24 protein-coding genes, 1 tRNA gene and 1 pseudogene are annotated in these 25,576 nt (G+C 63.7%); 8 read left to right on the top strand and 18 right to left on the bottom strand.

Annotated elements, in window-relative coordinates; translation table 11 throughout:
- Positions 1-30 precede the first annotated feature (30 nt).
- From DFO63_RS00140 to DFO63_RS00130, 4 genes are all read right to left on the bottom strand, one after another.
- Positions 31-3,720, bottom strand: coding sequence for a TonB-dependent receptor (locus DFO63_RS00140; RefSeq protein ID WP_119006162.1), 3,690 nt, complete (start codon positions 3,718-3,720; stop codon positions 31-33).
- Positions 3,717-5,171, bottom strand: coding sequence for an OmpA family protein (locus DFO63_RS22240; protein WP_259337328.1), 1,455 nt, complete (start codon positions 5,169-5,171; stop codon positions 3,717-3,719). The genes DFO63_RS00140 and DFO63_RS22240 overlap by 4 nt, the downstream gene beginning before the upstream one ends.
- Positions 5,150-9,799, bottom strand: a complete 4,650-nt coding sequence (locus DFO63_RS00135; protein WP_259337327.1) for a CshA/CshB family fibrillar adhesin-related protein — start codon at positions 9,797-9,799, stop codon at positions 5,150-5,152. Before DFO63_RS00135 ends, DFO63_RS22240 begins: the two co-directional genes overlap by 22 nt.
- Before the next feature lie 462 nt (positions 9,800-10,261).
- Positions 10,262-10,828: a transcriptional regulator gene (locus DFO63_RS00130; protein ID WP_101765357.1), complete on the bottom strand. Its 567-nt coding sequence runs from the start codon at positions 10,826-10,828 to the stop codon at positions 10,262-10,264.
- 170 nt (positions 10,829-10,998) lie between these two features.
- On the opposite strand from DFO63_RS00130, the gene DFO63_RS00125 reads away from it, so the two are divergent.
- Positions 10,999-11,829: a universal stress protein gene (locus tag DFO63_RS00125; protein ID WP_119006961.1), complete on the top strand. Its 831-nt coding sequence runs from the start codon at positions 10,999-11,001 to the stop codon at positions 11,827-11,829.
- Here the strand turns inward: DFO63_RS00125 and DFO63_RS00120 are convergent.
- Entirely contained in the window at positions 11,777-12,670 is an 894-nt protein-coding gene (locus DFO63_RS00120) for a helix-turn-helix domain-containing protein (protein WP_119006161.1), read from the bottom strand. The two genes, DFO63_RS00125 and DFO63_RS00120, sit on opposite strands and share 53 nt — an antisense overlap.
- A gap of 145 nt (positions 12,671-12,815) precedes the next feature.
- Between DFO63_RS00120 and DFO63_RS00115 the strand changes: the two genes are divergently transcribed.
- Positions 12,816-13,376 (top strand): GNAT family N-acetyltransferase, encoded by a 561-nt coding sequence (locus tag DFO63_RS00115; protein ID WP_119006160.1) that lies wholly within the window; start codon positions 12,816-12,818, stop codon positions 13,374-13,376.
- 7 nt (positions 13,377-13,383) lie between these two features.
- Here the strand turns inward: DFO63_RS00115 and DFO63_RS00110 are convergent, their stop codons facing one another.
- Positions 13,384-13,848 carry a GNAT family N-acetyltransferase gene (locus DFO63_RS00110; RefSeq protein WP_119006159.1) on the bottom strand — a complete coding sequence of 155 codons (465 nt, stop codon included), beginning with the start codon at positions 13,846-13,848 and terminating at the stop codon, positions 13,384-13,386.
- Between the two features lie 164 nt (positions 13,849-14,012).
- Between DFO63_RS00110 and DFO63_RS00105 the strand changes: the two genes are divergently transcribed.
- From DFO63_RS00105 to DFO63_RS00090, 4 genes are all read left to right on the top strand, one after another.
- On the top strand, positions 14,013-14,903 hold the full coding sequence (locus DFO63_RS00105; RefSeq protein WP_119006158.1) for a dihydrodipicolinate synthase family protein: 891 nt from the start codon (positions 14,013-14,015) through the stop codon (positions 14,901-14,903).
- A 241-nt stretch (positions 14,904-15,144) separates the two neighbouring features.
- Positions 15,145-15,495: a hypothetical protein gene (locus DFO63_RS00100; RefSeq protein ID WP_119006157.1), complete on the top strand. Its 351-nt coding sequence runs from the start codon at positions 15,145-15,147 to the stop codon at positions 15,493-15,495.
- 444 nt (positions 15,496-15,939) lie between these two features.
- Positions 15,940-16,425 (top strand): hypothetical protein, encoded by a 486-nt coding sequence (locus DFO63_RS00095; protein WP_259337326.1) that lies wholly within the window; start codon positions 15,940-15,942, stop codon positions 16,423-16,425.
- Between the two features lie 417 nt (positions 16,426-16,842).
- Complete coding sequence (locus tag DFO63_RS00090; protein WP_235434938.1) at positions 16,843-17,013, top strand: hypothetical protein; 171 nt, start codon at positions 16,843-16,845, stop codon at positions 17,011-17,013.
- 101 nt (positions 17,014-17,114) lie between these two features.
- Here the strand turns inward: DFO63_RS00090 and DFO63_RS22075 are convergent.
- The 4 genes from DFO63_RS22075 to DFO63_RS00070 all read right to left on the bottom strand — a co-directional run bounded on the left by DFO63_RS22075 (position 17,115) and on the right by DFO63_RS00070 (position 19,466).
- Positions 17,115-17,208, bottom strand: a tRNA-Arg gene (locus DFO63_RS22075).
- On the bottom strand, positions 17,190-17,732 hold the full coding sequence (locus DFO63_RS00085) for a hypothetical protein (protein WP_119006155.1): 543 nt from the start codon (positions 17,730-17,732) through the stop codon (positions 17,190-17,192). Before DFO63_RS00085 ends, DFO63_RS22075 begins: the two co-directional genes overlap by 19 nt.
- Before the next feature lie 520 nt (positions 17,733-18,252).
- The gene (locus tag DFO63_RS00075) at positions 18,253-18,681 is read right to left on the bottom strand and encodes a BLUF domain-containing protein (protein WP_119006153.1); all 429 of its coding nucleotides are present in this window, start codon (positions 18,679-18,681) and stop codon (positions 18,253-18,255) included.
- 170 nt (positions 18,682-18,851) lie between these two features.
- The gene (locus tag DFO63_RS00070) at positions 18,852-19,466 is read right to left on the bottom strand and encodes a hypothetical protein (protein ID WP_119006152.1); all 615 of its coding nucleotides are present in this window, start codon (positions 19,464-19,466) and stop codon (positions 18,852-18,854) included.
- A 62-nt stretch (positions 19,467-19,528) separates the two neighbouring features.
- Between DFO63_RS00070 and DFO63_RS00065 the strand changes: the two genes are divergently transcribed.
- Entirely contained in the window at positions 19,529-19,804 is a 276-nt protein-coding gene (locus DFO63_RS00065) for a hypothetical protein (protein WP_119006151.1), read from the top strand.
- Positions 19,805-19,967: 163 nt separating this feature from the next.
- On the opposite strand, the gene DFO63_RS22235 is transcribed toward DFO63_RS00065, so the two are convergent.
- The 6 genes from DFO63_RS22235 to DFO63_RS22070 all read right to left on the bottom strand — a co-directional run bounded on the left by DFO63_RS22235 (position 19,968) and on the right by DFO63_RS22070 (position 23,641).
- Positions 19,968-20,267, bottom strand: coding sequence for a hypothetical protein (locus DFO63_RS22235; protein WP_119006150.1), 300 nt, complete (start codon positions 20,265-20,267; stop codon positions 19,968-19,970).
- 590 nt (positions 20,268-20,857) lie between these two features.
- Positions 20,858-21,076 carry a hypothetical protein gene (locus DFO63_RS21905; RefSeq protein WP_147416370.1) on the bottom strand — a complete coding sequence of 73 codons (219 nt, stop codon included), beginning with the start codon at positions 21,074-21,076 and terminating at the stop codon, positions 20,858-20,860.
- A gap of 427 nt (positions 21,077-21,503) precedes the next feature.
- Complete coding sequence (locus DFO63_RS00040; protein ID WP_259337325.1) at positions 21,504-21,875, bottom strand: hypothetical protein; 372 nt, start codon at positions 21,873-21,875, stop codon at positions 21,504-21,506.
- A 301-nt stretch (positions 21,876-22,176) separates the two neighbouring features.
- Positions 22,177-22,401 carry a hypothetical protein gene (locus tag DFO63_RS00035; RefSeq protein ID WP_119006148.1) on the bottom strand — a complete coding sequence of 75 codons (225 nt, stop codon included), beginning with the start codon at positions 22,399-22,401 and terminating at the stop codon, positions 22,177-22,179.
- Between the two features lie 181 nt (positions 22,402-22,582).
- A complete protein-coding gene (locus DFO63_RS00030; protein ID WP_119006147.1) occupies positions 22,583-23,044 on the bottom strand; it encodes a PA2169 family four-helix-bundle protein in 462 nt (153 codons plus the stop codon).
- 435 nt (positions 23,045-23,479) lie between these two features.
- Positions 23,480-23,641 carry a hypothetical protein gene (locus tag DFO63_RS22070; protein WP_019658981.1) on the bottom strand — a complete coding sequence of 54 codons (162 nt, stop codon included), beginning with the start codon at positions 23,639-23,641 and terminating at the stop codon, positions 23,480-23,482.
- Positions 23,642-23,741: 100 nt separating this feature from the next.
- Between DFO63_RS22070 and DFO63_RS00025 the strand changes: the two genes are divergently transcribed.
- Positions 23,742-24,074: a hypothetical protein gene (locus DFO63_RS00025; RefSeq protein ID WP_119006146.1), complete on the top strand. Its 333-nt coding sequence runs from the start codon at positions 23,742-23,744 to the stop codon at positions 24,072-24,074.
- Positions 24,075-24,652: 578 nt separating this feature from the next.
- Here DFO63_RS00025 and DFO63_RS21900 read toward each other — a convergent pair.
- Both DFO63_RS21900 and DFO63_RS22205 read right to left on the bottom strand, forming a co-directional pair.
- Positions 24,653-25,396 carry a hypothetical protein gene (locus DFO63_RS21900; RefSeq protein ID WP_147416367.1) on the bottom strand — a complete coding sequence of 248 codons (744 nt, stop codon included), beginning with the start codon at positions 25,394-25,396 and terminating at the stop codon, positions 24,653-24,655.
- Positions 25,396-25,576 (bottom strand): annotated as a pseudogene (locus DFO63_RS22205) (hypothetical protein); the annotation flags it as partial. The pseudogene DFO63_RS22205 and the gene DFO63_RS21900, both read right to left, overlap by 1 nt.

Below are 25,576 nucleotides of genomic sequence, written 5' to 3'. Positions count from 1 at the left end.
TAGAGCCGAGCCTGCGCTCGGCTGCTTTCCTCAATACCGCCCCACCAGGTTCAGGTACCAGCCGCGGTGGGTGTAGTCGAATTTCGTCAGGTCATCGCTGAAGTCGGTGAAGTTGTAGCCCACGCCGACGCGGAAATTGCGCCCGATATCGCGGTCGACACCGGCCAGCCACCCCTGCCGGGCGCCGCCGTCACGCACATCCAGCAGGCGGTACTCCAGCAGGCCATGCCACTGGTAGGACAGGTCGTAGCGCAGCTGCCCCGCAGCGAAGTTCGTGGCTGAATCGAACCACGGTCCGCTGCCGCGCCCGTAGCGCACCTCGCCTTCGCGGCGTGCCAGCTTGCCGGCCACTTCCCAGCGCAGGTCGATGCGGTAGACGCCTTCCAGCGAAAGCACCTGGGTGCGCTGGTCATAGTCCACGCCGTTGACCTGGCCCATGCTCGACAGGTCATACAGATAGCTGTAGCGGCCGAACAACGCCCAGCGATCGTTGTCCCACGGACGGTAGGCGAAGCCCAGGTTGCCCTCGATGAAACGCGCGCCGGCCACCGGATTGATCGCATCATCGGTGTCGGCATAGTTGAAGCGCGCGGCAATACGCCAGCTGTCGTTGAGCCGATGACTCAGGCGATTGGTACTCACCCACTGCGTGCGCCGCTCCGCGCCGGTATCGCGACGCCACTCCAGCTTGCTCTGCCACTCAGTGCCCGGCGAGGTGCGACCACCGGACAGGCTCACCGCCTTGCGGTCGACCTGGCCACTGCTGGCGTCGAGCTTGCCGTTGCTCAGCGTGAAGCCGGCATTCCAGCCCACCGCCGGATAGAAGTCCATGCCGAAGGTGTGCGCCAGCCCGGAGTCCTGCCCGGATTTGAGGAACTGGCTTTCATTGAACACGTTGACCTGGTCGGACAGGCGCCAGCGCTGGCCCAGCGTCCACCCATCCTGCGCATTGGGGCTGAACAGAGGGTCGTACTCGCTGCGGTCGGTGGACTGGGTGAACGCACCATAGAAGCTGTGCTGTGGGGTCAGCCGGTACTCGGCATTGACCTGTGCGGCACTGCCGCGATCGCCGTCACTGACTTCGGCGCCGATCGTGGACAGATTGGCGAAGGTCCAGGTGCCACCCGCCACCACCGCGTCATTGTCGGCATAGCGGCCATGGTCGTCATCCACCGTCAGCTGGCCTCCACCGTACACATCCAGCGAGGTTCCGATGCGATGGGTATAGCGTGCAGCAGCCAGTACACCTGCGACGTTGCTACCGCTGCCCCGGTCCTCCTGCACCCGACGCAGTTCGGCTGACAGGCGATCGTTCTCGCCGATCCGCCATTCGGCGGTGGCCTGCGCCTGGATCAGCGACTCCGCGCCCCGCCGTGCCTCGCTGTAGCGGGCATACACACTGAAATCGTCGGTCATATAGCCGAGCAGTTCGGCACCCTGCTCGCGCACGCGTTGGCCGGTGTCGAAACGCCCGACCGAATAGCCGCCATCAACCTGGCGCCACCAGGCACCGGCACTCCAGTCACGCCGGGTCCAGCCCAGCTCGCGCAGATTGACGCGGGCCTCGACGGCGGTCGCCTCGCCTTCGCGCGGGCCTTCAGGATTGAGGCGACTGAAGCTGAGGCCGCCGTTGTCGGAGAAGAACACGGGCGCACTGGTGGCCTCGCTGCGGCTGTGCTCGACCTTCAGGTAGGTGCCTCGCCCGGCCTGCAGGGTCAGGTCCGCCCCCTTCAGCGAGTAGTCCTGGCCGGCGCGCTGCTCGTCCACATAGGTCGCACCCACTGCCACGTGATCACCGAACCAGTGCTTGCCACGTACGCCTGCAGTGATGTCGTCGCTGTCGAACCCGGTTGGCACCCATTCGTAGTCGACGATCAGGCGCTGCTCGTAACCGTCCAGTGGCACGTCGCGACTGATCCGGCGCAGGTTCTCGCGACTGAGCTGGGCCAGCGGCCGGGTCAGCAGGATGCGGCCCTGCAATGCGTCGATCTCGTAGTCGGCGCCGCGCACCATCGGCACGCGCTGCTCGACGCGGCCGGTGGTACGGTCACGGATCTCCAGCACCACCTGGTCCGAGCCACTGAGGATGCTGGCATGGCGCAGGTAGTACAGGCTGCCGCCGGTACCGATGAACTCGCTATGGCCGGGCGCGGTTTCGGCCTGCGAACCGAACAGGCGCAGCTCGCTGCGCGCATCGCCCCAGGCATTGGCACCACGGGATCGCCACGACAATGCCGCCCCGTACAGCGAACGCACGTACTGCGCGTACTCGGTGCCGCTCAGGCCGGTGTTGTAGTTGCCCCACAGCGCCTGGTTCTTGTCCCAATCCATGCGCAGGTAGAAGCGCCCCATGCTGTCGACATCACGCTGGGTCAGCGAATCATCGCCATAGGTCGGGTAATACAGGTCCGGGTCGAGGCTGCGGAACAGATCGCGCGGATCGGCGGTGGTGAAACCAGTAAACAGGTCGTCCAGCGGACGGTTCTGGGTGTCGGCCTGCGCGGTCAGCAGGTAGCGGCCAAGGGTCTTGGCCTTCAGGTAGAAAGCCAGGCGGCCGTCACTGAGCACGTCATCGTTGCGCCCCCCCCTGGCCAGGTCCTGCCCTGCCCCACTGGCCTTGTTCTGGTACACGGTGATATCGGCCAGGCCGACACCGAACAGGTACTGGCCACTGACATCCACCTCCAGCGTGCGCGCGATGGCCGGTGCATCCGGTCGTTCAACGCGCACATCGAAGGCGTGGCGGCCGATCGGCATCAGGTACTCGGCGGCGAACTTGCGGTCCTGGTCCAGCGGATAGCTGTCGCCGTTGATCTTCAGCGCCGCGCCCAGCGGCAGGTCACGTCCGCGCAGGCGCACGCGTGAACCGTACACCGGGATGTTCTGCTGGCGCAGGCCATTGCTGTCGAACACCTGCTGCAGCAGCGACAACGACGCTGCCTGGTTGGCATCCACCGCGGTCCCGCGGCGGTCCTCCAGCGCGTCACGCAACTGCTGGTTGCCGCGCTCGAACTCCGCCGGGGTCACCAGCTGCATCGACTGCGCGGTGGTTTCATCGACATTGCCCTCCGCATCGAAGGCACGCAGCACGTAGACCAGGCGGTCGCCGCGACGCAGTGGCGTCGATGCCGGCAGCGTGCCATCCCAGCTGCCCTGCGCGACCGCAGCCACCGGCAACTCGAACTGCGCCAGTGGCGCGACCCGGTCGGTATCGCTGCCACGGTAGAGGCTCACTTCCAGGCGCTTGATGAAGGCGGTGTAATTGCCACGCACGTAGAACTCGACCGGCCGCACGATCCGGCCTTCGTCAAAGGCAACCATGCCCGGCGCCGACACCGACAGCTCGGGCTCGCCCATCGCCGGGTCTTCAGTGGCCCAGATCGCGCCCCCTTCCGGCAGGCGGATCATGAACTCGCCGCGGACCGTCGCTTTGCCGGGTTCATCGATCGCCAGGCTGACCCGGCGGTCCGGCTGCAGCACCTGCGACGACGACCGCGTCGAGGTGCCTTCGGTCACCGGCTCGTCGTAGCTGCGCGAACGCAGGCGGAACAGCAGTTCGCCTTCAGCGTTGCACTGGCTGCCATCGCAGCGGATCGGTGCCGGCTCGGCGGCAGGCGGCGCGGCCTGGACGGCGCCGGCAAGCCCGAGCAGCATTGCCTGGTACAGGGCCGCACGCGGCAGGCAGGCCGCACGGCGGGCAGCGGTGTGATGCGCGCTCATCGGCGGGCCTCCTGTTGGCGGGCCGCCGCACGGGTGGCGGCGCTCTCCTCGTTGCGGACGCGCAGGCGCTGCTGCACGGCGGGGCTGAGCTGGCTGCGCAATGCCTCGAACACGGCATCGGCACGACGCAGGCCCAGCGCCTGGTTGTAGGCATGGCTGCCGCGCACATCGGTGTGCCCGACCAGGCTGACCTGGCCACCACCCATCTTCTCCAGGCGCGCAGCGATCGCCGCCAGCAGCGGCTTGAATTCCTCACGCACGATCGCCTTGTCGGTGTCGAACAACACGTTGCCCAGCAGCGCGCCACCGGCATCAACACCCGCCAGCAGGGAATGCGGGTCCTGCACATCGGTGCGCAGCTGCACGGTCAGGCCAGCGCGTGCACGCTCGGTCACCTCGGCCTGCAGGGCATCGCGCACCACTGCGGCGCGGGCAAAGGCCAGCACCTGGCTTTCGCCATTGGCGGCAATCACCACGTCACCGCCCTGGTAGCGGTCCACCACTTCGGCCATCTTCACCAGCACCGGGCGATAACTGGCGCGCAGCTCGCTGCTGCCCGGGGCAAACAGCACCTCGCCCAATGCCAGTTCCATGCGTTCGGCCGCTGCCTGTGGCGATGGCGGCAGGCGCACGCCGAAGCTGAAGCGCGTCGGCACACCCTGGGTCACCCGCCGCAACAGCGGATTCTCGGTGGTCAGCTCGGCACCGGCCGGTATCGTGGCCGGGTCCAGCTTGATGATGAAGTTGCGGCCCAGCCGCGCATCGCCGCCGTGCACGTCGGCCAGGTGGTAGCGGCCGAACGGATCGGTCTCCACCAGCAGGCCTTCCACCGTGGCCAGGCGTACCCCGGGAATGCCCTGCTCCTGGATGCCCTCGTTGCCGATCACATAGGCCACCTCGTAGCCGTCGGCCACGCGTGCGACCTCACGGCGCACGGTCGGCGCGGCGGCGGTCAGGCCCTTGCCGGCATCGCCACTGCGCTGCACCCGCGTGGCGCCCTGCGCATCCATCCGCAGGCGATGCCCCTGCGCGCTTTCCAGCACGAAGTCATCGCTGAAGGCCAGCTCGCGCAGGCGCTGGCGCAACACCACCTGGTGCGCTTCGGTGGTATCGGAGGTCGACGCACGTCCATGCACCACGCCGATCTGCACGCCGTGCAGCAGGGGCGCACTGGCATCGGCCAGCGGTTGCGGGCCATCGCCCCGATCCAGCGTGGTCGAGCCCGCCACATATACGGAGGCCGCGAAACCGCCCTGCGCGCGTACACCGGTCAGCTCGGCGCTGTCCTGCCAACCGTCACCATCGCGGTCATCGAACACGGTGCCGAACACCAGGCTGTCTTCCAGCAGCGGGTCGGCATCCATCGCCACTTCGGCAGTCGCCACGTTCGACAACGGGCTGCCGTCATCGGCCGTCGCCACCGCCTGGTTCACATGGTTGCCGGCGCGCACGCCGGCGCCCACCCGCGCAGGTAGGTGATGGTGGCACTGCGGCCAACCGCGATATCCACCGCACCGATGCGCAGCGGCGACTGGCTGCTGGCCAGCGCGAACGCACCGTCATCGTCGGCCACGCGCATCGAGCCATCCACGTAACTGAAGCCCGGCGGCGGCGTATCGACCACCACGCCATCGCGCCAGTGACTGCCCCCCACGTTCTCCACCACCAGCTGGTAGCGCACCAGGTCGCCCACCTTCACCCGGCGCGGGCTGGCGGTCTTGGTGATGCGCAGCGAGAAATCAGAGATCACCTTGTGGTGCGTTTCGCAGGTCGTGCACTCCGGTGGCGGCGAACCGTCCGGGTACTGACCGCGCAGGCGGTTCAGCACCTGGGTACGCGCCTCCTGGTTGACGATCGCCTGGTAGACATACTCGTGGCGGCCAACTGCGGTACCTGCCGGCACCGTGCATACGATGTCAGTGCCCTGCTGCATGCACCCGGCAGGCAGGCTTTCGATGCTCAACCCTGCATCCGGTGTATCCACCAGCTGCAGCGGCTGCCGCAGGGCGGCGCGTTCAACGGTCGCAACCAGGGTGTAGCGCAGGCGGTCGCCCGGGCGCACGTCGGTGCCGCTGGCCGGGCCGGACTGCTTCTCCAGCACCACGCGCGGGTCGGCCAACGCATGTTCGGTGCTGCAGTCGCCGCTGCAGGTGGGCGTATCACCGCCACTGCCGAGCACCGCATTGCGCACGCTGCCAGTGGCCTGTGCATTGACCCGCGCGCGATAGCCCAGCGTATAGGTGCCCGGCACGGTACCGGCCGGCAGCGTGCACACCAGCGGATTGCTGCTGTTGCAGGTGAACGGACCGGGCTGGGTGATCGACTGCAGGTCCAGGCCGCGGCCCAGGGTGTCGGTCAGGGTCACCACATCCAGCGTCTGCGAATTGGCGACCGTCACCTCGACGGTGTAGTCCACTGCATCGCCGATATCGATCGGCGCCGCCGTGCTGGACTGCTTGTGGTAGGTCACCACCGCCGACAGCACCGGCGTGGTGGTACCGCAGTTGCTAGTACAGGTATTGGTGCCGGTGCCACTGCCCAGCACCGCGTTGCTGACACTGCCCTTGGCCTGTGCGTTCACCTTCGCGGTGTAATCCACCGTATAGGTGCCCGGCGCGGTACCGGCCGGCAAAGTACACACCAGCGGGTTGGCCGCATTGCAGCTGAAACCCTGGCTGGCAGTCACCGCGCCGAAGTCCAGGCCCGGGCCCATGGTATCGGTCAGCGTGAGCACCGCAGTGCTGCGCGACCGGCTGACCACGGCAGTCAGCGTGTAGGCGATGCTGTCACCCACTTTCACCGCACCGGCCGCGGCCGAGGTTTTCCGGTAGTCGATCTCACTGCCGGCTACCGGCGTGGTGGTATCGCAGTTGGCCGCGCACGACGGATTGTCACCACCGCTGCCCAGCACCGCGTTGGTGACCTGGCCACTGGCCTGCGCGTTCACCACGGCGGTGTAGGACAGGCTGTAGCTGCCCGGCACGGTGCCGGCAGGCAAGGTGCATACCAGCGGGTTGGCGGCATTGCAGCTGTAGGCACCAGCGCTGGTCACCGCGCCGAAGTCCAGCCCGGTACCCAGGGTGTCGGTCAACGTCACCACGGCGGTGGTGCGCGAATTGGCCACCACCGTGGTCAGGGTATAGGTCAGTCGATCGCCCACGGAAACCGGACCGGTGCTGCTCACCGATTTGGCATAGCTCACCCCCGGCGTTGCGACCGGCGTGGTGGTATCGCAGTTCACGCTGCACGACGGGGTGTCGGTGCCGCTGCCGAGCACCGCATTGCGCACGCTGCCACTGGCCTGTGCGTTGACGGTGGCGCCGTAGGTGAGGCTGTAGGTACCCGGCACGGTGCCCGCTGGCAGCGTGCAGACCAGCGGATTGGCGGCATTGCAGGTGAAGGCTCCCGCACTGCTCACGCCCGCAAAGTCGAGGCCGTTGCCCAGGGTATCGGTGAGGGTGACCACGCCGGTGGTACGCGCACGGCTCACGGTTACGCTCAGTGTGTAATCGATGCGGTCGCCGACCCGCACCGGGCCGCCGGTGGATGCCTGCTTGGCATACACCACCTGCGGCGCCGCCATCGGCGTCGTGGTATCGCAGCTGCCCACGCAGGACGGGTTGTCGGTGCCACTCGGCACCACCGCATTGCGCACCTGGCCGCTGGCCTGCGCATTGACGATGCCGGTATAGGAGAACGCATAGCTGCCCGGCACGGTGCCCGCCGGCAGCGTACACACCAGCGGATTGCCCGGCGTGCAGGTGAACCCACCCGCGTTGGTCACGCTGCCGAAATCCAGGCCGGTGCCCAGCGTATCGGTCAGCGTGGTCACCGCCCGGGTACGCGCATCGGCCACCACCACGGTAACGGTATAGGCGACGCTGTCGCCCACCGCGACCGGACCGGTCGTACTGCTTGCCTTGGATACCGAGATCTTCGGCGCCGCCACCGGCGTGGTGGTGGTGCAGGTGCTGCTGCAGGTCGGCGTATCGGTGCCGGTGCCAACCACGGTGTTGACCACCTGGCCGCTGGCCTGGGCGTTGACGGTAGCCGCATAGCTCAGGCTGTAGGTGCCCGGCACGGTGCCGGCCGGCAGCGTGCACACCAGCGGATTGGCGGCGTTGCAGGTGAACGAACCGGCGTTGCTGACACTGGCGAAATCCAGGCCGGTACCCAGCGTATCGGTCAGGGTCAGCACAGCGCGGGTATTGCCATCGGCCACGGTGACGTCGACGGTGTAGCTCACCGTGGCACCCACCGCGACCGGGCCAGCCGTATTGGAACGCTTGGCATAGCTGACGCGCGTCACCGGCACGGTCACGTCACTGCGCGTGCAGTGGTCGGCGTCGGTGCAGCTGCTGCCCGGCGTCGGCGGCGTGCCGTTGTTGAACGGATCGTGGCCACCGCCCACGCTGGCGTGGTTGGTCAGCACGCCCGACGCCGAGGCGGTCACGGTGACCGGCAGCGTGAACACCGAGCTCGAACCGGCACTGCCCGCCGCGGCCAGCACCTGGTTGCTGGTGCAGGTGATGTCCTGGCCGCTTGCCGTGCAGCTCCAGTTGCCGCTCACATGCGCGCCCGTCCAGTTCGGCACGATACCCGCCGGCAGCTGGTCGCGCACGATGATCGGGCCGGCGGGCACATTCGGTGGATTGCCGGTCGGCACATCGCTGGTGTTGCTCACCGTCAGCGTGTACTCGGTGCCGGCCTGACCGTAGTTCCAGACACCCCCGGTGGCGTTGTTGGTCTTCACCACCTTCAGTGCGGGTGCGGTGATGGTGATGCGGTGATCTTCCACTTCGCCGTCGTCGGCCACGCCGGTCGGGCTCTGGATCTGCGTCGCGTTGGTGGCGTAGCGCAGCCGCACATAGCTGGTACCTGCGCTGACCGAAGTGGGCACGGTCCAAGCCAGGTTGGCCTGGCCACCACTGCAGGCAGCGGTCGTGCTGCGTTCGCTGGCGTCGAACGTGCCATTGCGGTTGAAGTCGATCCAGCCCGCCACGCTGCCATTGCCCACGCAGGCCACCGGCTGGTTGATCTGGGTACCGGCCTGCATCACCGTCAACCGGTAGCTGGTCGGCCACGCATCTTCTTCGCGGCTTCCCACCTGCGGGAAGTTGTCATCGCCCAGTGCATCAGCGCTGTAGCTGCTTTTCTGCTCGGTATCCGGGCCCAGGCTGCCGAGGAAATCGGTCAGCGGCGGCGCCAGGCCACCCGGCGTATAGGCGGCGGTGTTGATGTTGAAGTTGCTGCTGCCCTGCGGAATACCGTCGGAGCGGAACTGCAGATCGTCCACCACGTGCATGGCGTCGCCGTAGCTCTGCGGTGCATCGCCGAAGTCGGCATACGGCACCAGCAGGCCGATGGCGATGGCGGTGGTGCCGCCGCCGCGCATCGAAAAGCCCATGTTCACTGCCAGGTTGCCTGGCGCATGCGCGGCGTTGTCAAAACTGAGGAAGGTAACCGCGGCCGTGTTGTCGTCGTTGCCCGGACCGAAGCGGATGACCTGGTTGCCGCCGCTGGTCGACTTGTTCACCAGGTAGGGAGTGCTGTTGGCCAGGTTCTTGCGGACCTCCACCACGTTCCACGTGCCCTGCGCGCTGGCTTCGACGAACTCGCCGCTGTTGTTGATCGACTCGGCGTCGGCCATCACCACGCCACGCAGGCGGTACGGCGCACCGCCCATGGTCGAGGTGCAGGTGATGCTGAAGCTGGACGTGCCGGCCGTGCGCGCGATGCCCGCGATCAGCTGGTTGGCGGTGCCGGTGCCACCGATGTTGTACAGGTCGTCGAGGCTGTCGCCACGCCAGTTGCCCGGGCGATAGCTGCGCAGCACGTTGGTCTCGGCGGTATTCAACCGGCAGTCCACGCGCAGGTTCACCCCGGCAGCGATCGGCATGTCGATGGACGAGGTGGCACCGTCGTTGAGCACGATGTTGTCGACGCCATTCGCGCCGCCGCCCCAGGTCAGCCACAGCACCGTATTGCGGTAGGGGCTGCTGCCGCCGGTCGCATAGGCCGCCGCCGACGCCAGCGATGGCAGTGCCATCGCCAGCAGCATCAGCACGACGATCGCCATCCAGCGGCGAGGGTGCAGGTGCTGCAGGTTTTTTTCAGGATGAACGCATCCACCGCCCGCGCGAATGCGCGACGTCGTCGACTGCCACATGGTGATTTCCCCGGTCGGCCCGCACGGGGCCGCAGTTCGGTGGGTAACCTGGGACGAACTCATGCGCCTGGCGACACGCGCGAACGCGCGTTCTGCCGGCTCCATGGCCACTACAACCGTCCCTGTACCCCGTTGGTCAGGTGTAAAGTTCTACGATTACGATACCGCACTGCAACAATAGCGTGATGAACGTCTCATTTAGTTTTGCAAAATCGAGCACGCTTTCACGACCACAGTTGTAGCAACCCGATGGCGGCACGCAGTGCACCATTCCGGCAGTACGAATGCCCTTTCCGGCAAGACGCCACGCAAATTCGGCGCACGTTGCAGTGCCCATCCATCACGACGCGATACGCGCCGCGGGCATCGCACTCAGGCCTTCATCGCCCCATGACGGAACGACGCCAGCAACGTTGATGCCGCCATCGCCGGTGCCAGCCGACCGCGCGCCAGTGACCAGGTGATGCCGTAGAAACAGGTCCAGTAGAAGTCCGCCAGCCACACTGCACTGAATCCGACGTTGAACACGCCAGCGTGCTGGCCGCGCAGGAAAAACGCCTCGAAACGCTCGCCGATCGGCGCCCAGCGCTCGGGCAACAGGTGCAGGTCGCCCTGCCGCTGCTGCTCTTCCATCATGCGCGCGAACAGCAGCGTCACCAGTTCCCAGTCCGCCAGCAGGGCGTGGGTGACCTGCTCCAGCACCTGCATCGCATCGGCATCCCCGTCGAACCACGTGGCTGCGGCTTCCAGGCGCTCGAAGCCCGCAGCAAACAACGCCTCGTCGATCGCTTCGCGGGTGGGTGCGAAGCGATACAGCGTGGCCCGGCTGATACCGGCGCCACTGGCCAGCTCGCTGAGTGTGCAGCGCGGATGGCTGACCAGGGTGGCAGCAAGGGCGTGGTGCAGGTCGCGGCGTGTACGTGCTGCGGCAGGTCGCATGGAGGGGCCTGGAGGCGGGGTCCACTCACGCTAGCATGAATCATCAATTAATAAACTGAATCACAAATGATTCATCCGAATCATGGATGCGCTACAACGAAGGCGCGTCCGGTGCACCCGGGTCGGTGCATGGCAGGGAACGCGTCACAGGCATCGAAGGAGACAACGCCATGCTGCATCCACTACGCGACATCGCTGTGCTGTTCGATGCCAGCGACACCGGGGAGCGCGTACTGAACATCGCCGCCCATCTGGCGCAGGCCCAGCAGGCGCACCTGGTTGCAGTATCCACCGCCCAGCACCCCACCGACATCGCCAACGGTTTCGCCCGCGGCGCAGGCATCGCCGCCGCACTCGACCACGAAGCACGCACCGACGCCGCCTGCACCGCGCAGCTCATGCAGAACCTGCGCGCGGCCTGCGAGCCACTGCAGATCAGCACCGAACTGCGCATCGTTTCGGACTATCTCGGTGGCGCCGATCTGGCCCTGCAATCGCTGTACTGCGACCTGATCATCGCCGGCTATCCGCACACGCCCGGCGCGCCCTCCGGCTGGCGTCCGCTGGGCACGCTGCGCCAGACCGGCGTGCCGATGCTGCTGGTGCCGCCACACTGGCAAGGCGAACAGGTCGGCCGGCGCATCGTGGTGGCCTGGAATGCCAGCAAACAGGCCCGTCGCGCCGTGGCCGATGCCCTGCCGTTGCTGGCGCGCGCGCAGGCGGTTCACCTGCTGATGGTCGACACGCCCAAGGCCGAGGCCACGCCCGGTGCCGAGATGGCCCAGCACCTGGCCCGGCACGGTGTCGAAGTCGAGATCCAGGCGATCAGTTCCACACAGGGCGGTGTTGCCGCAACCATCCGCCAGCATGTCCTCGATGCCGAGGCCGACCTGCTGGTGCTGGGCCCCTACAGTCGCAGCCGGGTGGTCGAGCGCGTGCTCGGCGGGGTTACCGAGGATCTGCTGTCCGAAGTTCCGGCACCGCTGTTCGTATCCCACTAGCACCGCCCTGCCCCGCACGGCGGTAGCCGGTCAGCGACTGCCCGGTGTGCCGCCGGAAGTAGCGGCACAGGTAGGACGCATCCTCGAAGCACAACCGCTCGGCGATGCGCCCGATCGGCAGCTCGCTGTAGCTCAGCAGCGCCTTGATCTCCAATACCACCTGGCGGTCGATCAACGCCTTGGGCGTTTCATCGAAGCACTCGCGGGTGAGCTGGGAAAGATAGAACGGCGTGATGCACAACGCGTCGGCGTAGGACTGCACGTCGCGCTGGCGGGTGCTGCGCTGGCCGACCAGCTCCCAGAAACTCCAGGCCAGGCGCTCGCGCCGGCTGACCGGCGCTGCCGCCACTTTCTGCACTGGCAGCAGCGTGGCGAACTTCAGGAAAAACGTCTGCAACAGGTTGCGCAGCATCACGTGCCGATAGCGGCCACCCGTGTGCTGCGCATCCATCAGCTGCTGCAGCCAGCCCTGCAGCAGCGGCACCTCCAGCGGCGACGGCACGCAATGCGGATGCTCGTGCAGGAACTTGAACAGTGCGTTGGGCAGCACATAGGCCACCTCCGACGCCAGCGCCTTCGGCATCAGGCAGACCACCGCCAGGAAGCCGCGCGATCGCTGCCGCAGCAGCGCCAGCGTGTCCTCGGCCAGCACCAGCACGTCGTGCCGCTGCACCGCCACCTCACGGAAGTTCAGTGCGAAGCGCGCACGCCCGGACACGCACACCAGAACCGCCAGATACGCGTGCCCGAATGACAGCGGAATGCCCTGCCCCTCGGCCAGCGTGCTGACCTCCAGGCGCATCGATTCGTCCTGATCCAGAAGCTGGGGTATGCGGTCCATGGGCCGATCCGGCTGGATTCCGGGGCACAGCATACCCGCGCCAACGAGGCAGTTGTGAAAAGTACCGAAAGCATCAAGGTCCCGCCCTGTGCCCTTCGCCCGGCGCGGCCTAGCCTGTGCGCTCTCTTCCTGCCCCTGAATGGCCATGCCCCTGCACACCGAACGCCTGATCCTGCGCCCCTGGCGCGACACCGACGCCGCCGACCTGTACGAATACGCCCGCGACCCGCGCGTCGGGCCCATCGCCGGATGGCCGGTGCACACCAGCGTAGAGGAAAGTGCCCACATCATCGGCACCGTCTTCAACCGGCCCGAGGTCTACGCGATGCAGAGCCGCGAGGACGGCCACGCCATCGGCTGCGTCGGTATCCTGATCGGTGCCGACAGCAACTTCGAGATCGGCGAGCGCGAAGGTGAGATCGCCTACTGGATCGGCGTGCCGTACTGGGGCCGCGGCCTGGTACCCGAAGCGGTGCGCGAAGTGATGCAGCATGCCTTCCTCGACCTGCACCTGGACGCACTGTGGTGCGGCTACTTCGCCGACAACCTGCAATCACTGAGCGCACAGAGCAAATGCGGTTTCCAGCATCACCATACCGACGTGAACAAGTTCAACAGCTTCCTCGGCGACTACCGCACCGAACACATCAGCCGCATCACCCGCGAGCAATGGCAGGCGCAACAGGCTGCCGTGCTGCGCGCGTGATCACGACTCAGCCGGCACGGCGCTGCATGAACAGAAGTTCCGGCGTCGAAGCGTCTTCCATCGCCTGGAAGCCCAGGTCGCGGTACAGGGTCACCGCGGCGACGTTGTCACGATAGACACGCAGGGTCAGCCGCTCCACCCCGGCCGACTGCAACGCCTGCGCCATCAGCGCCTGCATCAGTACACGTCCCAGTCCACGCCCGCGTGCCTGCGGCGAAACGATGATGCGGCCCAGGTGCAGCGTGCCGGCGGTCGTTGGCCAGTACTGGCCAAAACCAACGCACTGGTCACGCGCATCCAGCAGCACACACCCCGGGCGCTGCGACAGCTGCAGCGCCTGCGCGAACGCCTCCGGCGCGAGCGGATACGCCACGCCGGGACCGGCCCAGCGCTGGGTTGCGCTGGCCGAATCCAGCCACGCGCCGATGGCGGCGTAGTGCGGAGGCTGCACGGGGCGAAGGAACTCAGTCATGGCGTGCGCGCAAGGAAGGATGGCCGCCATGGTGCGCGATCCTCGCGGCCGAATCACGCTGCAGGGCAGCGCTTGAATTTTGTCCTAGGACAATAAACAATGCCGATCGTCCACGGTCGCCACACCTGGCGATCTCTCTTTTCCTTCTGCCCTCGAGGTTCGCCATGATTCACGGCCTGAGCGCCTTTCCTCTTACGCCGATGACCGAATCGAGCATCGACCTGCGCGCCTTCGCCGGGCTGGTCGAGCGCCTCGCAGCGGCCGGCGTGGACTCCATGGGCGTGCTCGGCTCCACCGGCAGCTACGCCTACCTGGAAAAAGCCGAGCGCATGCGTGTCCTGCGCGAAGCCTTGGCCCACGCAGGCACCGTCCCGGTCATCGTCGGTATCGGAGCGCTGCGCACTCGCGATGTGCTGGCTCTGGCAAAGGATGCCGAGGATGCCGGTGCGGCCGGCCTGCTGCTGGCACCCGTGTCCTACCAGCCATTGAAGGACCATGAGGTCTTCACGCTCTTCGAATCGGTGTGCATGGCAGTGCACACCCCGATCTGCGTCTACGACAATCCCGGCACCACCCACTTCCGGTTCAGCGATGAACTGCATGGGCGGATCGCCGCCCTGCCCAACATCGCCTCGATCAAGCTTCCACGCCTGTCCGACCATCCTGCCGAAGCCGCAGCGCGCGTCGCGGCACTGCGTGCCCATCTTCCTGCGCATGTCACGCTGGGCATCAGCGGCGACGCGGCCGCCGTACATGGACTGGCCGCCGGCTGCGATGGCTGGTATTCGGTAACCGGCGGGCTGTTCCCGGAGGCGGTGCAGCAGATCACCTGCGCGGCCGGCAACGGCGACATGGCGACGGCCCAGGCCATGTCGGCGAGGCTGGCGCCGCTCTGGGCGCTGTACGACCGCTTCGGCGGCATCCGCGTGATGGCATGCGCGGCGGCGCTGATGGGCCTGTGTGCCGAGGACTGCCTGCCACGGCCGCTGCTTGGGCTGCACGGTGAAGAGCGGGCGCGTGTGGCGGAGGTGCTGCGCGGCCTGGAGCTGCTGTAGTCGTCCTGGAGCGAACAGCCTTTCACGCGAGAAACCCGAGAATGTCCCGGTGCCTTCTGGAACCCACCGGGTCTGAACCCTTCTGGTTCTGCGTCGCTCTCCAGTTCAGTAGAGTGGACCCCGGCCAACCGCGCTCAGGTCTGGATGAGCGCAGGCTTGCCAAGCAAAGTGTGACCCGGAATGTCCCCACTTTGCGGCGCATTTGAACACGGCCCTTGATCACTGGTCCAAAGGAGGACGCATGATGTCAATCCTGGGTGTTCTTGCGCTTGGCGTGATGGTGCTATGCATCTGCCTCCCCTTCGCCGCGACGGCGATACAGCTGTTCCGCCTCGTCTGGTTCCTGACGGGCGAGAAGAAAGAACGCGGCAAGCGGCCGCGCTTTACCGGCCTCGTGCTGGCGATGCTTTTCAGCTCACTCGCTGCGACTGAAATCCTGGACGTCGAGCCATTCCTGTCGTTGCGCTACCTCAATCCAGTGCCGCCCGAGCACAGGGACGCGTTCGTGATCGGCATGCTTGTGCTTGCGCTGGTGGCTTGGATATCGGGCGGATTGCTATGGAAGATTGCGCGCCGGCAGCCCGGAGCCTGAGCTGATCGTGCCTCCAGGCGCAGGCCATCTCCAGTTGTACAGGCATTTGTGTCCGGAAGATGGACACTGCGCTTGCCTGTGCGGGGCCCCCGCAGGTCGCCCTCTCGGCGACGCAACTACTTTCCTGCGGTGCGTCCTCAATGTGCGGACAGCGGTAGGTGGCGGAGATCATGGCCGGAAGAGGACGCCCAGGCGTCTCAATAACTGCAAACCTCCCGAATACCGGCCTTAGCTGCTCAGAATCAGCCACGTGACGCACCTTGCGTCGCGCCATAGGGCTTCTCCTACAGCCATCGTGGTGGTTTTCCGATTGCATCACTGCAGGACTGTTGCGACCGTGCGCGGGCAGTGCAGCACTACCCTACTCATGGAGAGACGGAAGTGAACTCAATGCAAAACGACTGCAGGACTGCCCGCTCAACCCCTCGTCGCCTGATGTTGGGCATGTCACTTGCTCTGTTGTCAGCCGGCTTCGCCCAGAGCGCCTTCGCCGGCCAATGGGTGCCGACGGGCCGCGTGCTTTGGGTGGATTCGGAAACCATCCAGCCTTACCCAGTGGCCTATACCAACTTCTGCCAGGGCGGCGTGGATGGGCCAAGCGGTGTCTACCTGTACGGCGACTGGGGTTCGGAAGGGCTGGGCTCGTGCCCCACCGACGCATACACCGGTTTTCAAGAGATGAAGGGCTCTGGCGGTAACTGCAGACCGGATCCCCAAGGCGTTGGTGGCGGCTATTCCTGCGAGGAGAACCACCACACTTTCAGCGGTCAGACCTACCAGGGCCCAATGCCGGCGACCTGCAGCTCACCAGGCGTGTATGGCGTCAGCCACCTCTACCGTAGAGAGCTGGTGTACTTCGGCTCCGGCCACATGCCCGATGACTTCTACGACCGATTCTACGAAAGCTCTGCTGAGTACGTTTGCCAGTAATCGGCAACCGAATACCAAGTTCTCATGCGCTGGACTTGAAGCGCTTTTGATCCGCACCTCATGACGAGCACGAACGTCCCCGCGCGAGCGGGGACACTACTTCATGTCGCCCCCGGATTCTTTCTGCTCATTGAGGTAGCGGGCCTGGAGCCGTAGCCATGGCGGCGGCGATCTCTTCGCCGCTGCCTTTCAGCAATTTCCATCAGTTCTGACCGAGCAGATCGGCGAAGTCCAGGGACGCCAGACCACTTTGCAGAACCGGCGCGTCGCTGCTCACGCGCCCAGGGTTGAGCTGCCTGCGATCCCGTATCCGGAACGCCACGACGCGCACGAAGACCGAGTAGCGAGCCGGCGACCCTGCCCGACCTGTTGGTGCAGGCGACTGGTTCAAGGACGATGCAACGTCGGCAGGGCTGGGTGGAAGTCTTCACCGCCTGGGGCGCATGTTCTGCGCCCATCCATGTCATGGCCGGAGTGCTGTTGCGTCAAGTACAGATCCTGGCCGGGCACGCGATTTACGCCACCGCAGAGAAGTTCTACGTCCATCTGACGCCCAAGCGCGACGACGGCGCCCAGGGGGCGGGCTAACTTATTGATTCGCCATTGTGACCACTGTGACCAAAGCATTGAGAAATGCTGAGAAATACAGAAAACCAGTGTGTCGCGATTCGGCGTAAGTATCTGATTTATGGTGACCCCGGCCCGATTCGAACGGGCGACCTTCCCCTTAGGAGGGGGCTTCTACTGCGCGTTAGATCAATGGCTTACGAAGTAAATGGGACCGGCGCGGGTCCATTGTCGCTCGCACACCGCCGCGCCTGCTGCAGCCCTGCCCTCACCCACGCCTTACGCGCGTCCCGAGGCCGCGGCTTGGTCGTCTGCGGCTTGCCCGGCTGCAACGCTTCCTTGACTCGCGCTGTGGCGAGCGCGGTCGCCTCGGCCAGGCGCCGGGCCTGATCCTGCTGCTTGCGGGTCGGCGGCAGGCCGGGCAGCGGTTCAAGCGATTCGGCTGGGGTGGTATCCAGTAGCCGCGCCACAGCCGCGCGCAGACGCAACTCTGGGTAGAGCCTGGCCGCACACCAGCGCTCGGCGTAGCGCTTGCCCTGGGCGATGCTGGCGGCACGCACGTCCTTGGTATCCCACATCTTCCGAGCATTGAGGCGGACGCGGACGCCGCCATCTTTGGCGGCAGAGACGTTGACTATCTGCCGTCCGTTCCACCACAGCACCCAGGTGTCGCCCAGCTGGACCCAGCCGGTGGGGGTCGGGGCGGCGCGGAAGCCTTGGTAGCCGTGCGAGGGAAGCATGGCCGGAAGGATATGACCGACGGTCTCACACTCTGCGATAGCGGTCGACGCTTCAGCTCGCTGTGATGAAGGGTTCACTTTGGGCGGCGCACACTGCGGACTCGTGGCTCTTCTCCGGTGCAGAATCCTTTGCTCCCGTGTCCAGCCCTCAAATGGCACGGCTATGCACCCTCCCAACGCCTTCAGGATCCATACGATCCTGCCTCTACTTGCGCTCAATGGGGCGATCATCCGCTTGGAACAGGTGCGGACAACATGTAAAAATTGCGGATTGAGGTCCTCAATGGCCGAGGACGCAGGCTTTCAAACCGATCCCAAGGGCACCACGCTTACATGCCCGGCTTGCGGAGCCACAGGGTTGATGGACGAAATGGAGATCTGGCACCACTGGCTTGAACAGTGTCGCCGCGCGCGATTGCTGGCGCTCTTCGATCCAAAGCCGGATGACCCACTCGAAATTGAGGGCCCAAAATGAACGATGGCATCTCCAGTACGCCATTCGATGCAGGCGCAGCGCTGCTTATGCAACCTCGGCGAATGATTCGACCAGTGCCACCAGCATCTCCATCGCGGTGGCTGGGCCATCTTGATTGCCTTCCCGCTGCAGGAAGGAAGTCCAGTCGGCCCGCACCAACTGCACCAGCTCCGGCGGCGACAGGGGGATGCAACGCATCGGCCAGTACGGAAGCCTGCGCTGCCCCAGCCTCCCCCTAGCCAGTTCGATCAACTCGCCATGGCTCGACGCGCCCGCCGCTCTGGAGAACGAGACGTCCAAACCATCCGGCGGCCCCTCCATGTACGCGAGAAATCGCCTACCGTCGTACAGAGTGACGCCGCTGACACCTGCGTTTCTGTTGAAACGAGCAGCGTCCGCCATGATTGAGGCCAAATGCTCCGCAGCCAGGTGTGGTGAGGCCTCACTGACGAAAACAACAGCCCTGTTGGGCATGGCACTCTCCAGGCTCCTCGGGGAGACCGAGCGTAGAGGCAACCTCGTAAGCACCGCGTAGAGGGCGCAGGATCTACGTCACAGTTCGGTCTACATACCCCGGCCAGGGCAGGCGGGACTACCCTCCGGCCATGTGCGGCCGGTTCGTCTGTCTACCTAGCCTCTAATCGTCATATCGGCCCCAGGTCCTTCACGACCGCCTGCCCCTTCTGCAGGAACCCGGCCAGCAGCTGGCCGCCGGCTACTTTCCGCCCCATCCGCTCGTTGAGGTAGCCGGACTGCAGGCGCGCGTGAGCCATGAGCTCGGCCTGCGCCATGCTCGGCGTTACCGCCTGTAGCGGTTCGCCTGGCGACGCCAGCTGGCCGCCGATCGGCTGCACCCGGGTCGGGCGCTGACTGTCGCTCTTGGCATACGCCGTAGCCATCATTCGACCGTTCTTCGGCGACCAGCCGCCCAGTACCAACTCGGTCCCGAGCTGCTCTAGCGGCAGGCCAGCCTCGGCCGCTGCCTTCTCGTAGTTCGGCCATAATTGGTCCACCACCAACCCCAGCTCGGCGGAAAGCTGCTCCATCGTGAAGTCAGCGCGGAAACTGGCTTGCAGCGCTAGCTCGTAGATGCGGAGGAAGAACTGCGTGGAGCCGCGAGTGGCCAGTGCCAGGTTGTGCTGAGGGATCAGAAGCAGCTTCGCCCCCGCGGAATGCGCCCCTGTTCGGGCATCCTCTGCCAAGGTATCCACGGCGACGACAAGGTGGTCACGAGTGAGCAGAACGTTGAGGATGCTCATAGGGGGCTCGTATAGGTGTCCGCGAACTATCCCCTGCCCGCCCCCCGCCTGTCGAGACTGCCATGTCGACCGAAATCACGGAAATCCTCGATCGCCTCCACGCCTGCGAGGCAGGACTTGAGATGCACCGCGGCTACCTAAAGGCGATGGAGTATGCATTGCGAATCTGCGTACTGACCCACCCTACACCCAACGACCTCTCCGACGCATGGCATCAGCTACTGCCCAGCATTGTGGCCAAACACCGGGGCGACAGCAGCGATCTCTTCGCCGCAGCCTTCGAACAATCGTTGACGGTTCTGACCGAGCAAATTGGTGCGCCAGATAGTCCTTCATAGGCTACGAGCACATTGTCTGAGACGATAGCTTGGCGCTGCTTGCCGCGTAGTCAGGGTTCTTCAATAGCCTGGATAGGCGCAGGCATGCATCCGAAGACGGCAGCGAATCCAAGAAAAATGGCTCGGCTCGGATGATGGTCCTTCAGCTTTGGAAGCGGCGCCCTCAGCCGTCGGCCGGGTGTTTCCCAGCCAAGCTCCCCATCGTGAAGGCATACCCGGCTTCTTCCAGAAGTGCTCTCATGCGCAGCTCCACACGTCGGGGGGAACGCAGTCCATTTGGTGCATAGAGAGCATATACGTAGCCAGCGCCGTCAATGATTTCGCGGCGGACTGCGCACTCGGTTGATTCAGTAGCTTCGCACCAGACAGACATTAGCCTAGCCGGGCTGATCGACTGCCCATTGCGAAGTCGGAAGAAGAGCCAGCGCACACCTGGCGGTTGAGCTGAATCTACTCTAGCCATTGCGAGCCCCGGATTCGTCTGGACAGATCACTGAGAACTTCCGGATCCAGGCGAGGGCGCTCATCTTTCGAAGAACGTGGTAGATCTATGCGCTCACTACCGTTCACTAGAGCGGGGAGATCTGACTGCAGATCAATCCACCACTCGGAAGGAAGCCGGAGCCCAGTACCCGTTCGATCGTAGATGCATATCGGGAAATTCATAGCGTTGCTCCTAGATGTACCGAGCATACGCTTGCGCAATGTCAGGTCGGAATGCGACTGCTACATGGCTGACGCATCAACTCTCTTTGCACATATGAACACGTGTGCTTCGTCTCGCTGAACTTTCAGGAACGACTCAAGCCAGCAAAGAGCAGCGCCTCTATTCGCAATCACCCTTCCCAACTTTTCAGTCAAACACCGCGCACACTCCAATCCACCAGGACTTTGCCCTTGGCAGGTACGGCACTGAGCCATCGTCGTCGTGGTCGCCGGGCGCGATTGACACATGATCTTCGTCATCAAGTTCACAGCTTGAGCGTGGGACGACATTTTGGCGATCCTGTTGATACGGAAGGAGCCGCGCTTGGCGCGGCCACTCCTTATGCATCAACGACGATTGTCGCGATCGACACCGACCTTTGGGGCCTGGCCGGGGCTTGGCTGAGCAGGATCAGTGCTGTTCGGCTGCTGCTGTTGCTGCCCTTGCTTTCCGGCCAAATCCTCACCGCCGAGGTTCTTCCCGTCTGTTTGGCCCTGCTGACCCGGGTGCTTCTTATCGGCATCCGAGTTGCGATTGTCGTTCTGCTGCTGGGAAGTGTTGTTCATGTCTTACTCCGATGCAGCCATCTGCTGCCACCCCACAATGGCCCCCAGCGTGTTACGCAGCCGTGCCCGATTGGCGCCAGTATGAACAAGCGCCATGAACAGGCCGCCGATTCTAAGGGTGTACAGTGCAGCTCTAACAGGAGAAGAACATGGAACGCAAGAGGAACAAGGATTTCGTTGACGTCGAACGTGAACTCACGCATTGGGGATTGGCATTCAACTCTGGTGCGCTACCGGCCATTAGCTTCCGCCATGAAGTTGACCCGGTCATCCGGCTCGCATGTGACATCTACATCAGAGACCCGCACGGAACGCGCGCAGAATGGCTGGGTGACCTCGAGGGCAGACTTGCGGCCCGATCCAGTCTGCGCGGTCACCCTGGCGCAGCGGAGATCGCAGGTCAATGCTGGTCGCGCCTCTCTTGCTCCTAGGAGTTTTCTTCGCGCGAGGCTGCGTTGTTCCCTTCTCGCATGAGCTGATCATTCAGCACGTGAACGATGGACATGACCGCATCGGCGAGCGCTCTTGAGTCGCTGATTGACCCGTAAAAGTAGATCTTGCAGCCTTCAACCCGGACTTCTGCCAAGGAGAGCTGAGACGCCAGGGCCTCGCACTTCCTCACGAAGAGTTCAGTCCAGCGGGCACCCGGCGCAAGATCCAACAACGCAATGATGGCCTCATCAGTAGAGGAATCGACGCGCTCATGTAGCTGCGGCACATCGAAACCGACAATTCTCGGAAGCATGGAAGCGCTCAACGGTTGATCCTCTTGCTTATAGTCGGTTTGATTGTCCTCCACGATACTCGGATCCACCATCTGGCAAAGCCCCACAGCCTTACGCCAAACCCGCTCCCGTGTCTCAATAGCCGGCCATATCTAAGATGGCCCATGCCGTCCTAAAGGGAGGCGGCGGTGATCCGGGCGGGATAGCACATGGACGCCATCTGGCCGCAGCGGCTGTTGTGGCGATGTAACGGGCCGGCACTCCCCAAACCCCAGCGGCACCTCGGCCAGGTCCACGGTGAAGATCGCAGCTCTCTGAAGCACCGAATCGCCCCCACGATCTGACAGCGGATTCCAACTGACCACGGCCAGTCCCTTAGCCGGCCAAATCGGGCTCCACCTTAGGCTGCGAGGCCACGCCTGCTGCTGGCTGCAGGTTCGCAAGATAGACGGTGTCTGTCGCCGCCTTGATCATCGCCATCAACTTGCAACCAGGCTCGAAACTCTCTTCGCCGGTCACCGGGTTGGTAATGACGTAGGTTTTTGCCAACAGGTCACTGATCTTTGCGGGGAGGACGCCCGGGAAGGTGCGCTCCAACACCGTGCTGTCTGCCTGGGAATCGTTCGGAATCGGTCTAGGCACTGCGCTGCTTAGCGATGGTGCCAAGCAATTGACTGAACTTGGTCAACAAGTTAGCCAGACAAGCCAGGGCAACGACTCTGCAATCAGACCTACGCGCATGGCATCTACGGCGTATCAGTTTGCTGCGAAAAGTTCGACTTCAGTGCGGATGCATCGATTGCAGCCGATTCACCATCACGGAATGGCATTCACTGACCCTGGGGATCATCCGCGCAACCTCCCTCTTCACGTCCTGAGATAGGTCTGGATCATTGAGAACTTCGTTGAATGTCTGAACGAGACGCTCTTCAGACTTCTCCAACTGTTTCACATATTGGTACTGGGTCTCGCCAAACGCCGCGAGCATCTTCCCATAGTACTGATGCATTGCACCCACGAATGTGCCCCGCTCTGCGGGGCGACCACCACTTGTGGAAACAATTTTACTGATCTCTTCGACCAGCTCGCCTTTAACCCCTGCAATGCCCATGAAGAGATCGGAAAGCTCCGAGCTCTCTATTCGATTCGAGGCTTCCTCATAGAACGCCTTCCCGTCTCGCGATATCTCTATCAAGTCATTGAGGCGACTCTCAATTCTAAACTGCATGGTTTGAAGGCCCATGGCACTTCTCCCTAATTGGTTCAATCTCAAATTTCAAAGCCATTTCAGTCACGCTGCCGACTTGCAGGCGGAGGAGAAAAAATCTATTTGGATGCAGCCTTCCTCGCATATCGAAGGACAGTCTCTTCATCCTGGATCGCGATCTTTACTGAGGAAAGCCATCTACTTGCAGCCCCCGAGTTCTCAATCAGAACCGCGAGGTCGTCGCATAGACAATTGGCACATAGATAGCCGCCAGGACTTGGCCTTCGGCACCTCTTACATGGCAGCAACGTGGTCTCAGACGGGCTCCGAAGCTGATATGCCACCCGCACCATCAAAGCCTCTGCGTCTGTGCTCCTGTCTCTCAAGTTGTTCACGCACTTCGCTCCTTCTACAGAAAGGGGCAGCGCAAACCTGCGCCACCCTCTTTCAACTACTCACAGTCGATCTTACTTACTTGTTCGACTTATGAGCTCCGCCTTCATTGGCATTACGCTCTTTGGACTCCTTGTCCTGGCGCTCTTGCTCCTGTTGCTGCTGCTTCTGCTTCCCTGCATCCGGTTCCGCCACAGCGGGCTTGTTGGTATTGGATGCATCACGTTTGAAGTCATTCATAGCTTTACTCCATCGCGGTGGATTCACCGCACTGGAAGCATGCGCGCCGCCCCGTTAGCTGCAGGTCGCTTTCCAAGAGAAGACTGAACCGAGCACATGAATGAGCCCATTCGACCAACAGGCGTACACTGACCTTGGCACATTCGAGGGAAATGCCATGAGCAGGGATACAAGCTTCGTTGATGTCGAACGAGAGATCATCTATTGGCGCATGCACTTCGGCTCTGGTGCATTTCCTGGAGCCAGCTTCGGCCTAGATATCCAACCGATCATCAAAATCGCATGCGACATCTACACAAGAGATCCACATGGAAGCCGCAAAGCCTGGCTTGACGATCTAGTGAAGAGGCTCGAGATGCGATCAGGCGGCATGAGCAATGAGATCGCCGCCAGAGAATTTGCTTCTCGTTGCTGGGACCACCTGCTTCACTGATGAAGGCCCCGATTTCACTCACACGGCATCTCTCAAGCAAGAGCGCGCCAAGCCGCCTGCGAGCAAATAGAATGATGATGGACGGCGCATTTCTACGCCGCCCACTCAAGTTTTACGCTAATTGCTCCCGCTTGCATTTGTGAAACTTCAGCACTCTAGATCATGTCCCACTAGACTCGCGCACGGGCCTCACTGAACATCCTGAGCTGGATTTGCTGCTCGCAAGAAGCCAGCCTCAATGGAACGGTCGCTCCTGCGCCGAGCATGTACCCGTATCGCTTGAAGCCTTTCACTCCGATACTTGACCCGTATCCATATCGCTCGCAGCCCTTCAAGTTGGTGCTGGATGCGTACCTGTAGCCCTCGACGTCGTTCATACATAAATCACTCCATCGCGATGAATTCACCGCCTGAAGATGGTGCACCCTTTCCCGTTACTACCCTGCGATACGGCATGAGAAAGATGAACGGACAGCGTAGCAAGCCGCCGGCGATGGAGGCCTACCAAGTCAGCCGCGCGGTGAAAACGCCGCGGAACAACCACGAGGATCTGCTGCAGCAGATCGCGTAGTCTCGCATCATCCGAATCCCAGCGGAACCTCGGTCAGGTCCACGATGAAGATCGTGGCGTTCTGCGGCCCCATCGTCACGCCGCCCACCGGGAACGTGTTGGTGATGAGAATCTGTGAAAACGTCTCGTACTTTGACATGAAGATTCTATTGTCACTCGTCATATGGAAAGCGTCGGCGTAGGCCGTACACCGATCCTGAGACACCGATGAGTAGTAGAACCTAGGCGATGGAATAGCGATGCCAATTCTCGTGCCGGGGAAGAACTGGCCGACCTCAACGTACGGGGTATTGAACGGCGGCGGTGGGAGCGGCACAACCTGCAGCACGCGCACCCCCTTCCGCCTCGAGTCATAGAAGACTGATCCGTCCTCCCCGCGCATGCGCAGCCCGACCGGTCCTGAAGCTGCACGCTCGGAGGCATCGAACGTGTAGTACTCCAACGTCTTGTTCGGAGCATTGTTCGATGCAAACACTGAGCAGGTCACACCAGACTGGACGATAGAGAACCCCGTGATGTACGCGACGCTGTCATTGATGTACCTGATTACATGAAGGTTCGTTGTTCCGGCAGTTGACGCCAGCAACCCACGTGGAGACCAGCTTGCGAAAGGCGGTGAGCCAGCCGTCGCGCTGCCTGAGAAGGTTCCTGTGTTCAACGTTCCCGACTTGGCCAGCTGTAGGTTTCGATAGCCGAGGCCGATCTGGATCTGCCCGGTGCCCTGGTTTCGTATGCGTAGCCCGACGGCCATCAGCTGTAGATCCCGTAATGAAGGGTGATGCCGCCCACTGTGTCGGTGGTGGGCCGGCTCGGGAACATCTCCATCCTGACGTGGAAGTTCACCACGTCAGGGTCCCAGCTCCAGTTGATGCTGTTCCCCGAGATGGTCACCGAAGGGACCAGCATCCCGTACACAGATCGTTGCCCCTCG

It is taken from the genome of Stenotrophomonas sp. AG209 (genome assembly GCF_003550055.1).
Lineage (GTDB): Bacteria > Pseudomonadota > Gammaproteobacteria > Xanthomonadales > Xanthomonadaceae > Stenotrophomonas.
This window is presented reverse-complemented; position numbering and strand designations above follow the sequence as displayed.